General features: G+C 68.8%; 14 protein-coding genes. 1 reads left to right on the top strand and 13 read right to left on the bottom strand.

The window, feature by feature from the left end; translation table 11 throughout:
* Nucleotides 1-89: 89 nt before the first annotated feature.
* Complete coding sequence (locus AC07U1_RS01815) at nucleotides 90-254, bottom strand: Flp family type IVb pilin (protein ID WP_495178733.1); 165 nt, start codon at nucleotides 252-254, stop codon at nucleotides 90-92.
* 131 nt (nucleotides 255-385) lie between these two features.
* Nucleotides 386-2,725: a bifunctional diguanylate cyclase/phosphodiesterase gene (locus AC07U1_RS01810; RefSeq protein ID WP_495178732.1), complete on the bottom strand. Its 2,340-nt coding sequence runs from the start codon at nucleotides 2,723-2,725 to the stop codon at nucleotides 386-388.
* Between the two features lie 235 nt (nucleotides 2,726-2,960).
* On the opposite strand from AC07U1_RS01810, the gene AC07U1_RS01805 reads away from it, so the two are divergent.
* Nucleotides 2,961-3,431 (top strand): MarR family winged helix-turn-helix transcriptional regulator, encoded by a 471-nt coding sequence (locus AC07U1_RS01805; protein ID WP_187139021.1) that lies wholly within the window; start codon nucleotides 2,961-2,963, stop codon nucleotides 3,429-3,431.
* Nucleotides 3,432-3,464: 33 nt separating this feature from the next.
* On the opposite strand, the gene AC07U1_RS01800 is transcribed toward AC07U1_RS01805, so the two are convergent.
* The 11 genes from AC07U1_RS01800 to AC07U1_RS01750 form a co-directional block, all read right to left on the bottom strand.
* Complete coding sequence (locus AC07U1_RS01800; protein WP_495178731.1) at nucleotides 3,465-3,761, bottom strand: hypothetical protein; 297 nt, start codon at nucleotides 3,759-3,761, stop codon at nucleotides 3,465-3,467.
* 143 nt (nucleotides 3,762-3,904) lie between these two features.
* Complete coding sequence (locus AC07U1_RS01795; RefSeq protein ID WP_495178730.1) at nucleotides 3,905-5,086, bottom strand: GGDEF domain-containing protein; 1,182 nt, start codon at nucleotides 5,084-5,086, stop codon at nucleotides 3,905-3,907.
* 98 nt (nucleotides 5,087-5,184) lie between these two features.
* Complete coding sequence (locus AC07U1_RS01790; protein ID WP_262408157.1) at nucleotides 5,185-6,201, bottom strand: LacI family DNA-binding transcriptional regulator; 1,017 nt, start codon at nucleotides 6,199-6,201, stop codon at nucleotides 5,185-5,187.
* Between the two features lie 49 nt (nucleotides 6,202-6,250).
* A complete protein-coding gene (locus tag AC07U1_RS01785; protein WP_495178729.1) occupies nucleotides 6,251-7,009 on the bottom strand; it encodes a sulfotransferase family 2 domain-containing protein in 759 nt (252 codons plus the stop codon).
* Nucleotides 7,006-7,806 (bottom strand): sulfotransferase, encoded by an 801-nt coding sequence (locus AC07U1_RS01780; protein ID WP_495178728.1) that lies wholly within the window; start codon nucleotides 7,804-7,806, stop codon nucleotides 7,006-7,008. The genes AC07U1_RS01785 and AC07U1_RS01780 overlap by 4 nt, the downstream gene beginning before the upstream one ends.
* On the bottom strand, nucleotides 7,803-8,648 hold the full coding sequence (locus AC07U1_RS01775) for a glycosyltransferase (protein WP_495178727.1): 846 nt from the start codon (nucleotides 8,646-8,648) through the stop codon (nucleotides 7,803-7,805). The genes AC07U1_RS01780 and AC07U1_RS01775 overlap by 4 nt, the downstream gene beginning before the upstream one ends.
* On the bottom strand, nucleotides 8,645-9,277 hold the full coding sequence (locus tag AC07U1_RS01770; protein ID WP_495178726.1) for a sulfotransferase family 2 domain-containing protein: 633 nt from the start codon (nucleotides 9,275-9,277) through the stop codon (nucleotides 8,645-8,647). Before AC07U1_RS01770 ends, AC07U1_RS01775 begins: the two co-directional genes overlap by 4 nt.
* On the bottom strand, nucleotides 9,274-11,085 hold the full coding sequence (locus AC07U1_RS01765; RefSeq protein WP_495178725.1) for an asparagine synthetase B family protein: 1,812 nt from the start codon (nucleotides 11,083-11,085) through the stop codon (nucleotides 9,274-9,276). The genes AC07U1_RS01770 and AC07U1_RS01765 overlap by 4 nt, the downstream gene beginning before the upstream one ends.
* Nucleotides 11,086-11,245: 160 nt before the next feature.
* Complete coding sequence (locus tag AC07U1_RS01760; protein WP_156377568.1) at nucleotides 11,246-11,389, bottom strand: hypothetical protein; 144 nt, start codon at nucleotides 11,387-11,389, stop codon at nucleotides 11,246-11,248.
* A 129-nt stretch (nucleotides 11,390-11,518) separates the two neighbouring features.
* The gene (locus AC07U1_RS01755; protein ID WP_492736031.1) at nucleotides 11,519-11,809 is read right to left on the bottom strand and encodes a PqqD family peptide modification chaperone; all 291 of its coding nucleotides are present in this window, start codon (nucleotides 11,807-11,809) and stop codon (nucleotides 11,519-11,521) included.
* A 53-nt stretch (nucleotides 11,810-11,862) separates the two neighbouring features.
* The gene (locus AC07U1_RS01750; protein ID WP_495178724.1) at nucleotides 11,863-12,717 is read right to left on the bottom strand and encodes a sulfotransferase domain-containing protein; all 855 of its coding nucleotides are present in this window, start codon (nucleotides 12,715-12,717) and stop codon (nucleotides 11,863-11,865) included.
* Between the last annotated feature and the right edge of the window lie 5 nt (nucleotides 12,718-12,722).

The following is a 12,722-nucleotide window of genomic DNA, read 5'->3' as shown; positions in this document are numbered from 1 at the left end:
CCGAAGGGAGTCGCGCGCGCGGTTATTGTTGGCGTGGCCTTACGCCGGGGGCGGGGAAATGCAAGGGGGTGGCAGAGGAGTATGCCTCGTTATCGTCCGTTCAAGGCATCGTCGATCATCGTGAAGATATTGGCGAGGCTGAGCCCGAGCATCTGAAAGGCAATGATGCAGGCGACCGCGATCAGTGCCGCGATCAGTCCATATTCGATGGCGGTCGCGGCCCTTGTGTCGTCGATCAGCCGAATTTTCCACATGGTGAATTCCCCGTACAGGATCGGCCCCCGCGACCCCGGGCAATCTGGAGCGTTACGTCAGAACAATCTGTTCGAGGACGGGGTTAACGGGCGTGAAGCTATGCGGTGTGGCAGGCGGGTGCGCGGGCGGCTCAGCCGTCCGATTGCGCCTCGCGCGGCGGAGCGCCCTCGGCATAGGGATTTTCGGCGGGGCGGCCGAAATAATAGCCCTGCGCCTGCGGACAGCCCTCGTCGAGCAGCATCTGGCGCTGCGCCGCGGTCTCGACCCCCTCGGCGACGATCGGCATGTTGAAGCTGCGCCCCAGGCCGATGATCGCGCGGACGATCGAGCGCGCCGCATCGTCATCGTCGATCGCCGAGACGAAGCTCTTGTCGATCTTGATCTTGTCGAAGGGAAAGGCCTTGAGGTTCGAGAGCGACGAATAGCCGGTGCCGAAATCGTCCATCGCGACGCGCACCCCCATGTCGCGGATCGCGTGGAGCGCCTTGAGCGCGCTCTGGCGGTTGCGCAGGAAGGCGGTCTCGGTGATCTCAAGCTCGAGCCGGTGCGGGTCGAGCCCCGATTCGCGCAGCGCCTCGCGGACCAGTCCGGGCAGGTTGGGGACCTGGAACTGGATCGTCGAGACATTGACCGCGATCGAGATATTGTCGGGCCAGGTGGCGGCGGTATCGCACGCCTGGCGCAGCACCCATTCGCCGATCTGGACGATCGCGCCGATCTCCTCGGCGATCGGGATGAAATCGTCGGGGGGCACCTCGCCGCGCTCGGGATGGTCCCAGCGTAGCAGCGCCTCGTAACCCACGACCGAGCCGAAGGCGGTGGCGACGAGCGGCTGGAAGACGAGGCGCAGCTCGCCGCGGGTGATCGCGTGGCGCAGGTCGTGTTCGAGCGCGCGGCGTTCGCGCGCGACCTCGTCCATCTCCTGGTCGAAGAAGGCGGCGGTGCCGCGGCCGTTGTTCTTGGCGCGGTAGAGCGCGGTGTCGGCGTTGCGCTGCAGCGTCTCGGCGTCGGCGCCGTCGGCGGGGAAGAGCGCGACGCCGATGCTGACCCCGACCGCCATCGGATCGCGTGCGACATCCATTTCCTCGGCGAGGGCTTCGAGGATGCGGGTCGCCAGCCGGCGCGCGTCGTCGGGGGCGGAGACCGCGCGCTGGATGATCAGGAATTCGTCGCCGCCAACGCGCGCGACGATGTCGTCGCCGCGCACCGCGGCGCGCAGGATATCGGCGACGCGGCGCAGCACCGCGTCGCCCGCGGCGTGGCCGAAGATATCGTTGACCGCCTTGAAGCGGTCGAGGTCGAGCGCGAGCAGCGCGAAGGGGGCGTCGGCGGCGATCGCGTCGTCGAGCGCGACGGCGAACTGCGTGCGGTTGGCGAGGTCGGTGAGCGCGTCGTGCGAGGCGAGATGCTCGATCGCGCGCTGCGCCCGTTTGCGATCGGAGAGGTCGCGGATCGCGAGCACCTGGCAGCTGCGGCCGCGATATTCGATCGTGCGGGTGCCGATCTCGAAAATCTGGTCCTCGTCGGCGCTGCCGCGCAGCCGCGCCTCCACCGACGGACCGTCGGGGGCGGCGAAGGGCGACCCGTCGAGGCGGACGAACCAGTCGCCCGGCGCGCTGCCGAGGATCGCGCCGGCGCTGACCCCGAGCAGATCGCCGAGCTGGTGGTTGACCTCGACGATGCGGCCGTCGTGGGTGATCGCGAGCGCCTCGAGCGTCGCTTCGGCGAGGCCGTGGGCATCGGTGAGCCAGCGGTCGATCAACGAGCCGGTGAGCGCGAGCGCGACGAGCGCGAGGTTGGCGAACACGATCGCGGGGACGAGCCAGTCGCGGGTGACCGCGGCGCCGAGCGCGTCGCCGCGCGTCGGATCGGGGACGAGCGTGGTCGCCGACATCGCGGTGAAATGCAGCGCGACGATCGCCAGCACCGCGAGGCTGGCGGGAAGGGCGATGCGGCGCCACCCGCTGCTGCGTGCGAAGGCGACGAACGACGCCCAGAAGCAGAGCCACGAGACGGCGAGCGAGACGAGGATGGGGGCGACGGCATAGGAGACGTGCGCCGGGGCGATGATCGACGCCATGCCGGTGAAATGCATCGCGGCGACCCCGACCGCGGCGCCCGCGGCGGCGATGGCGCAGCGCGCGGCGGTCGGCGCCTTGCCGAGCCAGCGGAAGCTGACCCAGAAGAAGCCGATCGCGATCGCGACCGAGAGCAGAGTGAGCGAGCCGTCGAAGCGGATCGGCATCGCCCCGCGATAGGCGAGCATCGCGACGAAATGGGTGGCCCAGACCCCGACCCCCTGCGCGACCGCGGCGACGACGAGCCAGTGGCGGCGGCGCGTCTCGATGCAGAAGGTCGAGCGGTTGAGGACGACGAAGAGGCAGATGTTGCCGAGGACGCAGACGAGCGCGGCGACAAGGACCAGCCACAGGTCATGCTGATACACCACGCATTCGAGGACGCTGAACATAAAATTCCCCCTGGTCCCCGCGCTTATCAGACCAGACAGGCGTAAAGATTGGATTATTATTGGAGAAGATACTGAAACCGGTTGAGAAATAAATGATTCAATACTGAGGGGTACCGCGAATCGGTGCGACGGGGCGGCATCCTGCCCGCGCGCGACGGGCACCCCCTCCTGCCTTCAGCGCTTGCGCTTCGCTGCCTTGTCGGCGACAGTCGCGCGATCGGGGGAAGGAGCGCGCGTGCAGGCGGTCGACGACGACAAGGCGCTGGGAATGAAGGTGATGAAGCTGTCGCGCATGCTGCGGCTGCGCTTCGACCGGCGTGTCCAGCCGTTGGGGCTGACGCGCGCGCAGTGGCAGACGATCGCCTGCGTGCGGCGGCGCCCCGGCGCGACGCAGCGGCAGGTTGCAGAACTGCTGGAGGTCGGCGAGGTGACCGTGGGCCGATCGATCGACAAGCTGGTCGAGGCGGGACTGGTCGAGCGACGCCGCGATCCCGCGGACCGGCGCGCGCACCGCATCTGGCTGACCCACGCGATCGAACCGTTGATCGGTGAATTGACGCGGATCGGTGCTGCGGAGGAAGCCGCGGCGCTGGCAGGCTTCGACACGCAAGAGCAGGCGCTGCTCCACGCGATGCTCGACCGCATCACCGCCAATTTGGGCGGCGACGCGGTCGAAGCCGTGACCTGCGAGCCGGAGCAGCGTTGAGAGGGGAGAGCCTTCCGGCGACGCAGGTCCGGATTATTTCTGCTTGAGCGCCTCCGACTTGCTGAGCGTCGTGACCAGCTTGCCGTTGACGATGCTGAGCGTGCTCGCGGGGATGCGAACGGTCTCGCGGTTGACGATCGCGAGGAGGTTGCCCGACGCCTGAACCTTGTAGACCTTGCCGACGATGCGGGCGCTGGTGTCGCGCAGGACTTCGCCTTCCTTCGGCGCGCGTTCGAGCGCGGTGGTCGCTTCGGCCGGCAGCGTAGCGGTTTCGACGGCGAGGGCGGGCGTGGCGACGGCGAGAAGCGCAATGGTGACGAACATACGCATGGGAATGACCTTTCGACTTTATACTAAGTCATATTAGTATATGCTAGTTTAGTGTGCAACGCACAAAAAACTGCCCGCCGCGAAAGCCCGGCTTTGCCGCCGCCGGTGCCATAGGTGTGAAGCCCAAGCGGATGCCCGCCGTGTCAGGACGCGGTGGCGATACGAACCGGTGCCGGGGTAAAGGCGCGGACGCGATTGCGTCCGGCGCGCTTGGCTTCGTAGAGCGCCTGGTCGGCGTCGCGCATCAGCTGCGACAGGCCGGCGCCGGGCACGGCGACCGCCAGCCCGATGCTTGTCGTCGGCGGCGTCGCGCCGGGGAGGCAGGGCTGGCACGCGATAGTCATGCCGGTGCGAACCGCCTCGGCCAGCGCGCGTGCCGTCTCGATCCCGCTGCCGGGCAGCAAGAGGGCGAATTCCTCGCCGCCGATGCGGCCGGCGATCGTCCCGGCAGGGCCGGCCGCGCGAAGATGGGCGCCGAAGGCGGCGATGATCGCATCGCCAGCGGCATGACCGTGATTGTCGTTGACCGCCTTGAAATGGTCGATGTCGGCGATGAGCAGCGCGGCGGGCCGCCCCTGGTCGGCGCAGGCGCGCACCGCGGCGCCCGCCTCCGCCTCGAACCCGCGCCGGTTGAGCAGGCCCGAAAGCTGGTCGCCGTCGGCCTGTTCGCGCAGTTCGGCCATCAGGTCGATCGCCACCGCGACCATCAGCGTGATCGCCGACAGCACCGAGCAGATCGCTTGGGTGAACTGGACGGTGGTCCAATAGACCGACTGCTGGAAGCCGACATAATTGACGATGTCGCCGGTGACCCCGAGGACGAGCAACGGTCGCAGCGTGTAGTTGAGCGCCCAGACGATGCCGAGCCAGAAGAAGATATGATCGACGATGTGCCGTTTGGGCAAGCGGCGCAGGCAGACGGGAATCATCAGCGCGATCAGTCCGAGCGCGAAGCTGATCGCATAGATGCGCCCGACTATGCTGGGATCGACGAGCAGGAACCAGAGGAAGATGGCCATCGACACGGTGCAGATGACCGCCATCGTGCGGCGCGGCACGGCGACGCGATAATGGGCGATGATCGCGCCGACGAGCAGGCAACCGGCGAGGAGATAGCCGAAATTGGCGGGAATCCGCTGCAACTCCATCGGCAGCACCGGGCCAAGATCCTGGACCAGGAAGGCGGCGGCGGTGATCGCATGGCCGGCGGCGGCGGCGAGGAGGTAGCGATATTCGCGGCGGTAGAGCCAGAGCAGCAGGAAGGCGCCCGCCAGCAACAGGCCGATGCCCGGATTGAGCAGGGAAATGAAAAACTGACCCGACAAACGCTTACTGCCTCTCGCACGCAGCGTAACAAGATCAGGGATAATAAGCCGTTACGAGGGCAGTGGGAAAGTGACGAAGCGGTGAACCGTTGACGCCGTCAGGCGCTGCCGCGCACCGCGAGGCGGACCGGGACGCGCGTGCCGTCGCGGACATGCTCGTCATCCTCGAGCGCCATCGCGACGAGCGCCTCGCCGGCGGCCTCGAGATCGGGTTCGAGCGTGGTGAGCGCGGGATCGGCGAGGGTGCCGGCGCGGATGCCGTCGAAGCCGATCAGCGCGACATCCTCGGGCACGCGGCGCCCGATTTCCTTGAGGCCCTGGAGCACGCCGAGCGCGAGCATGTCGCTGGCGGCGAAGATCGCGTCGGTGTCGGGATGCGCGGCGAGCAAGGCATGTGCGGCGGCGACGCCTTGGGCATGGCGGTCGGCGGCGGGCGCGGCCGCCCAGACGACCGGGTCGATAGCATGCGCGGCGAGTGCGGCGGAAAAGCCTTCGCGCCGTTCGTCGAACTGGCGCTGTGCCGAATCGGCGGGGCCGATGAAAGCGGCGCGGCGGCGGCCGGTCGCGATCAGATGTTCGGCGGCAAGGCGCCCGCCGGCGTCATTGTCGCTGCGCATCCAGTGGAAGGGATCGCCCGGGCTGCCCCAGCAGACGAAGTCGAGTCCCGAGGCCTGCGCGGCGCCGAAATAATCCCACGCCGCGTCGTTGCTGGTGGTGCCGATGACGATCATCGCATCGGCGAGCCCCGAGGCGACGAAATCGGCGCGGAAATTGGCGGGGCTTTCCTGGAAGCTGACGAGCAGGTTGAAGCGGCGCGCCGACGTCGCCTCGGCAATGCTGCCGAGCAGCGCGAAATAGAAGGGGTTGATCGCGCTGCGATCTTCGCCGGGGCGGCAGATGGTGACGAGCGCGATCGTCTCGCTGCTTTTCAGGCGCAGGCTGGAGGCGTGGCGGTCGACGACATAGCCGAGTTCGCGCGCGGCCGCCGAGACGCGGGCGCGGGTTTCGGCATTGACCCCGGGGCTGCCGCGCAGCGCGCGCGAGACGGTCGATTGCGACACGCCCGCACGCTCGGCGACGTCGAACGATGTCGGGCGCAGCATTTTCGCGGTCACGATCCCATTCTCCCCTTGATCGCGTCTGTTGCGCGGGCGACGGGCGCTGTCAATCGGCGAGCGGCCAGCGTCGGGCGCGGACCCAGTCGACGAGGCGGACGTCGCCGGGCGAGTCGGCATGGATACGTGCGCGCAGCGCATCGTCGAGGGCGACGCGGCGCGCGACCACTTCGCCTCGCGACGGGTGCGAGGCGGGGAGCTCGATCGAACGTCCGGCGGCGCGATAATGGTCCCAGTCGGCGGGGATGCCCATGGCGGCCGACAGGAAGTCGAGCCCCTCGTTCCAGCGATCGGTGGTGGTGGCGAACCAGCACAGCTCCAGCAGCCGCTGCGCCATCGCAAGCTGCTGTTCGGGATCGGCGGGGAGGTCGGCGCCATAGAGGCGCTGCGCGAAGAAGCGCACCATATAGTCCGACTGTTCGGGGCGGTACCAGTTCATATACCAATCGTCGAAATCGTCGGGAGCGTGGCCGCGGCTCCAGCGGAAATTATAGAGCGAGACGCAGCGTTCGGCGGGGTCGCGGACGACAGTGAAATAGCGCGGCTCGCGCAGCCCAGGAACGAGGCGGTGAATGCCGTAGTCGAGCTGGTGCCCAGCAAGGATTTCGGCGCGGGCGCGCTCTTCGGCCGGGCGATCCTCGAATTCGGGCCGGCCCTGTTCCTTGCGGTAGCGGCGGCCCCAGTTGGAAAATTCGACCAGCTGCTCGTCCATGGCGAAATGGCGTTCGAGATGCGCCTTCAGCGTCGTGCCGCCGCATTTGGGGACGTGGAGGAATATCCACAGGGGGCGGCGCGGGGTGTCGGTCATGCCCCGATCCTGTCGTAGCCGAAGCCGTTCAGCAAGTCGCGGTGATCGTCGAAGACCCGATTGAGATCAGCCAGTTGGGCAGGGGTGAGCCGGGCGATCTGATCGGCGTTCATGTCGCGCAGCACTTCGTTGTAGCGGCCCTTCACCGGAAGCGAGCGGTCGAGTTCGAGGTCGGCGAAAGCCGGGACGAGGCCGGCGATGCGGGCCGCGACGGCGGCGGGGGTGCGGCACATCTGCTCATAGGTGAAGAAGGTCGTGCGCGCGCCGAGTGCGGCGCGGTTGGCGGCCTGCGCCGCGAGAGCGGCGACGATGTGGCGCGCGGCGGTGGTTGCGAGGCTGTCGCCCGGCGCCACCGGGCCGGCGTCGGCGCCGCGGCGGATGATGCCTTCGGCGACGGCATAGGGATTGCGGACCATGATCAGGAAAGCGGCGTCGGGAAACGCTGCCGCGAGCCGGTCGGCGACGAGCAGGAAGGGCGGCGCGGCGACGACCAGCGTGTCGGCCTCGGCATCGGCAGTGCGGGCGTGGAAATGCCAGGCGCGGCGGGTGCGGTCCCAGTCGTAAGCGGCGGGGTCGCGGAAGGTCGCGATCGCCGCCGGCGTGGCCGCCCACAGCAGGCGGGTGCCGGTGCCGCGCGAACTGGGGCCATGGAAACCCGTCACATGCTGGCCCTCGCGCGGCAGCGACCAGGCGCGGGCGCAGCCGGCGAGCGCCCCGGCAAGGAAGGTCGAGCCGCTGTTGTTGGGGGCGAGCAGGAAGAGGTGGCGCCTTATCGCGCCTTCGCCGCCGTCGATCATGGCCGCGCCCGCAGCCAGTCGGCGCGCGCCGCGGCCCACAGGCGGACGGCGGCGGCATATTCGGGGTCGCGCGCGATCGCGGCGGCGTGGCGATCGGGGCGCCAGGGCTTGGCGCCGCCGTTGAAGTGGAGGACGCGGGCGTCGGCGAGTGCGACGGGTTCGTGCGCGAAGCTGGCGGCGCGGTGGCCGATCATCAGGTTCCAGCGCGTCCCGACGAGATGGACGCGGTCACGCAACAGCAGGTTCCACACCGCCTGGTCGGTGTGCTGCGAGGCGATGCGCGCCCAGCCGGCGGGATCGAGCAGCGGCCAGAGCGCGGCGGCGACGCCGGGGCCGGCGGCGACGGGGTCGTAGACGAGCAGCCCGGCGTTGAAGCTGGCGGGCGCGGTTTCGCCGGCGGCGACCTCGGCCAGAGAGTCGGCGTCGCGGACATTGCCGCGCAGCATCGCGGCATCGGGGCAGGCGACGAGTGCGGCGTCGCGGTCCAGCAGCGGCGCGATATCGCCGCGGAACAGCAGGTCGCTGTCGGCGAAGAGCAGCCTGCCGGTCGCCGGCAGGAGCAGGGTTTCGAGGCTGAGGAAACGGTCGCGGCGCGCTGCGAGATGCGGGTGCGCGGCAGTGAGCGTATCGATCGCGGCGGCGAGGGGCGGGTTCGCCGTGCGGCAGACGAGGCGCGGGAAGGACGCGGCGAGTGCGGCTTGGTCGGCGCCGGGCAGGCGGCTGTGGAGGACGAGGATGTCGCCCGCGAACCAGCGATTATGCGCGAGGAAGCTCGCGAGCATCACTTCGGTGCCGATGCGGAAATCGGGCGAGGAGACGGTGACGAGCGTCGTTATGGTCATGGCGCGGCGGCTGGATCGTAACCGAAGAGCGCGAAGTCGCGGGCATAATGGTGGCGGATGAGATCGGCGAGTTCGGCGTCGAGTGCGGCGCCCGCCCGTTCGGGCGAGACATTGACCGCCTCGAGCGGCGGCAGCGGGGCGCCGAGGGCCGCCGACAGCCGGGTCATCTCGGCCGCCAGATCTTCGTGGCGGAGGAGCAGGGTGGTGCGGACACGGCCTTCGTCGTCGCAGACGAACTCCTGCTGCGGGCGGAGCAGGATATGCGCGCGGCGCGCGGGATCGGTAAGCGCCGCCTTCATCGTGCCGAGCGGGTCGCGGACCATCGCGTCGCCGTTCCGCCAGGCGAAGCGGGCATAGGAAAGGAAGCGGTCGAAGGGCGAGCGGACGACCGCGAAGCTGGTGAGGCCGTCCCACTGGCCGGGGAGCAGGAAGGGCGCGACGTCGCGATAGCCGAGGTGACCGTGGCCGATCGCGGCGAGCGGCGCGACGGGGAAATAGCGCTTGTCGAACAACGTGCATTGTTCCCAGTCGTTCACCGCGAGCAGCGGGCGCAGCGCGGTGCGCAGTGCATGACCCGCGGTCTTCGGGATCGCGACGAAGGCGAAGCGGCGGCTGAACGACAGGATCATGGCGTGTCGAGGAACTGGAGCGCGAGGCGCAGCGCCGGGTCGCGGCCCGAACCGGTGCGGCGGGCGCGGGCGACGTGCTTTTCGAGGCGCGCCATGTCGATGTAGCGGGCGCGGGCGGGCGGGGGATCGCTCGCGGCGATGCGGTCGCCGATCAGCACCATGGTTTCGCCGAGCGCCTTGTCGATCCAGGCGACGCGTAGCGGTTCGGTCTTGCTGTTGTTGAGGCGCACGACGTCGGGGAGCAGGCCGTCGCTGGCCTGCTTGATCAGCCAGCGCCGCATCGCGCCGCGGCGAAACATGCGCGGCGGCAGGCTGTAGATGAATTCGAGCAGGCGGCGGTCGAGCAGCGGGAAACGATAGTCGATGCCGCGTGTCGCGCCGCTGATCGCCCAGTCCTCGAGCCGCCCCGTCGTCGCGCTGTAGCGGAGCAGCGTATGCTGGGTGCGGCGGACGCCGAACTCGCGCGTCACCTTCATGGGGAGCAGGCGGGCGCGGCGGACGAAGGCGGGATCGGCCAGGCTGTGCCCCGCGAGCGGGCGCCAGCGCAGCGGCAGCTGCGGGCGAAAGGTCCGCACGGTGCGGCGCGCGGCGTGATAGATGGTGCGCAGCCCCGCCCTGACGCCGGGCCGGCTGGCGTCGCGATAGAGCGTCACCCAGCGGCCGGTGGCAAAGAGCCAGGGATGATAGCCGCGGCCATTGTACGAGGCGGCTTCGTCGCCGCCCCAGCCCGACAGGATGACCTCGACATCGCGCGCCGCGGCGTCGCGCTGGATCGCTGCCTCGTGGAGCAGGTTGCGGATGTCGGGGCCGCGGGTCCAGTCCTGCGTGAACAGCGCCGCCATCTCGTCGGTCGAGAGGGTGGGGGCATACAGCTGAAGGCCGAGGCGGGCGCGGATCGCTTCGCTCCAGCCGGGTTCGCTGTCGGGGTCGGCGTCGGGATCGACGATATGCCAGCTGTAGCCCTGCGGATCGGCGAGGCCGCGGGCGCGCAGTTCGGGTGTAGCCACCGCGGCGATGAGCGAACTGTCGAGCCCGCCGCTGAGATGCACCGCGAACCGCGTGGCGCCCGCGAGGCGATCGGTCACCGCTTGCTCGACGAGTTGGCGGTAGCGCGCGATGGTCGCGGCGTCGTCGGCGCGGTCGTCGACGGCGATCTTTTCGGGGGTCCACCAGCGGTCGAGGCGCGCGTCGCCGCCCACCAAAAACAGGCGGTGGCCGGGTTCGAGGCGGCGGACCGCGCGCTGGAAACTGCGACCCATCGGCTGGAACTTGCGATGGATGAGGATCGAGGCGATGAAATCCTCGTCGAGGTCGTCGGGCACGCCGGGGAGCGCGAGCAGCGCTGCGGGGTCGCTGGCAAAAGCGAGGCAGTCGCCGGTTAGCGCATAGAAAAAGGGGCGGGCGCCGACATGGTCGCGCGCGGCGAAGCTGGTGCCGCTGTCCCGATCGTGCAGCACGAAGGCGTAATCGCCATAGAGGAACAGCGGGCAGTCGGCCCCCCAGCGGCGCCAGGCGGCAGCGATCAGCGCGGCGGCGGAGGTATTGGCGGGCGGCGCGAGATCGGCGAGCGCGGCACGCAGGTCAGCCTGGCCGTCGATCCGCGCGTCGGCGACGACGATGAGGTCGTCGGCGATATGCAGTGCGTCGATGGATCGCGCCTGTTTCGCGGTCGCGAGCGCGGCGAAGCTTGCCGTAGCGAGGCTGTTGGCGACACTGGCCGCCCCGAGCGCGGCCCGAACCACGGCGCTATCGGCGATGGAGGGTGCGGCGGACGCCGAACGATCGATGATGCCACAGAAGCGATGCACGGCCGATAGTCGATCCCGTCAGGACGCGGGGGCGCCGGCGCCGATCGTGCCGCCGTCGCCCGAAGGCGTCAAGCGCACGAACAAATTCACGCGCAAGCAGTTTGGCCCCGCGATGCAGGGCCAAACCACTATTTCCATCTCTGAACTGGAGTGGCGCGAATCAGGACGCGTCGTAGAAGGTATCGTCCGGATCGGGGCTGGGGCCGCCGCCGCCGCCACGCGTGCGCGCCGCCGGCACGACCGAGCGCAGTTCCGGCTTTTGCCAATCCTTGCGCGGCACATGCTTTTCCACGGTCTTGGTCATCAGAATCCCCCTATTTGATATCGGTCCCACCGTTCGCCCGCAGATGCTTTTCACTGACTGGCGATTTACTTGGCCATGATGAGACAAAAATGCTGACCAGTCAAGGTAAACGGCCCGTCTACCAATGGTTTAGGAGGGACGCAGCGTGACCAGCCCCTTGCCGGCAAGTTCTTGGACGAATCCAATGGTTTCGGTGCGACAAGTCCCGGGTTCGACGTCATATTCGGCGACCAGCGAATCGCAGATGGTGTCGAGCGTCGCTGGCGAATCGAGCAAGGCCCATATCCGTCCGCCGACCGAGTCGACGTCGAAATAATTGCCGCTGTCGATGTCCATCATCATCAGCCCGTCGTCGAAGTCGTTGAAGAGTATCGACGGATTGCGCGTGATCAAGGTGTTGCCGGTTAGTGCGACCGTCATGTCCTGCCCCCCAAAATCCCCGCAGATGCGATAGCGAGCGCCGCCGCCACGCGTCAAGCCATTGACGCGGGAAGATAATCGAGCGCCGCCATCTGGCCGCGATGATCGGCGACGATATGCGTGACCTGGGCGGCGGTCAGCGCCGAGCGCCATTCGCCGGCGCGCCCGGCGCGAAAGAAGTTGGGCATGTTGGCGGGCTTTTCGGAAAAGCCCTCGATCGCCTCACGATCGCGCAGCCGGTCGAAACGACTCGCGGCGACCGCGGCGGCAATCGCGGCGGGCGCAGCATCGAGGCCCGCGGCGGCGGCGGCGCGCGCAAGCGCGGCTGCGGGGTCGGTCAGCATATCCTCGTAACGCAGCAGGCAGAGCGGGATCGCATCCTGCTGTGTCCAGCCCGCGACATGGTCGCTCCACCGGCCGAGATGGACGGGCAGGAAATCGCTGATCCGGTCGGGCCACCGGTTGAGTGTCGAATCGGCGTCGGCCATCCGCGCGATCGTCGTGTCGACATCCTGCTGGTTATGGTGTGCGAAGGAGAGGGCGACGTCGAGCGGATTGCGAACGATGTAGATCGCGGCGCGGCTGGCGTCGGCGGGGAAGAGCGCGGTGTCGCCCGGCCCCAGCGCATATTGGTCGTGCGTCTTAACGAAGAAGGGCGCGGCATTCTCCGCCGCCATCTGGCGGTGGAGCAGCGCGCGATAGTGCAAGAGTTCGGCGGGTTTCATCTCCGCCGAGGAAATGGCGCAGGCGTCGTCGAGCGCGTGGCGGTCGCCGCCCTCGGGCGCCCCGGCGAGCGCATTGACCGAGACATCATCGCCCGGCGCGGCGAGCAGGTGGGTGAGCATCGCGCGCAGCCAAGTGTTGCCCGATTTGGGATAGGAAGCGAGCCAGACGATCGAGCCGGGCATGACGC

Source organism: Sphingopyxis sp. GW821-FHT02C12 (assembly GCF_059421785.1).
Note: the sequence above shows the minus strand (reverse complement) of the source record. Positions and strands in the feature narration are given on the sequence as shown.

Coding starts and splice junctions, on each gene's coding strand:
- AC07U1_RS01815 (WP_495178733.1), bottom strand. CDS start 254: ATGTGGAAAATTCGGCTGATCGACGACACAAGGGCCGCGACCGCCATC.
- AC07U1_RS01810 (WP_495178732.1), bottom strand. CDS start 2,725: ATGTTCAGCGTCCTCGAATGCGTGGTGTATCAGCATGACCTGTGGCTG.
- AC07U1_RS01800 (WP_495178731.1), bottom strand. CDS start 3,761: ATGCGTATGTTCGTCACCATTGCGCTTCTCGCCGTCGCCACGCCCGCC.
- AC07U1_RS01785 (WP_495178729.1), bottom strand. CDS start 7,009: ATGACCGACACCCCGCGCCGCCCCCTGTGGATATTCCTCCACGTCCCC.
- AC07U1_RS01780 (WP_495178728.1), bottom strand. CDS start 7,806: ATGATCGACGGCGGCGAAGGCGCGATAAGGCGCCACCTCTTCCTGCTC.
- AC07U1_RS01775 (WP_495178727.1), bottom strand. CDS start 8,648: ATGACCATAACGACGCTCGTCACCGTCTCCTCGCCCGATTTCCGCATC.
- AC07U1_RS01770 (WP_495178726.1), bottom strand. CDS start 9,277: ATGATCCTGTCGTTCAGCCGCCGCTTCGCCTTCGTCGCGATCCCGAAG.
- AC07U1_RS01760 (WP_156377568.1), bottom strand. CDS start 11,389: ATGACCAAGACCGTGGAAAAGCATGTGCCGCGCAAGGATTGGCAAAAG.
- AC07U1_RS01755 (WP_492736031.1), bottom strand. CDS start 11,809: ATGACGGTCGCACTAACCGGCAACACCTTGATCACGCGCAATCCGTCG.
- AC07U1_RS01750 (WP_495178724.1), bottom strand. CDS start 12,717: ATGCCCGGCTCGATCGTCTGGCTCGCTTCCTATCCCAAATCGGGCAAC.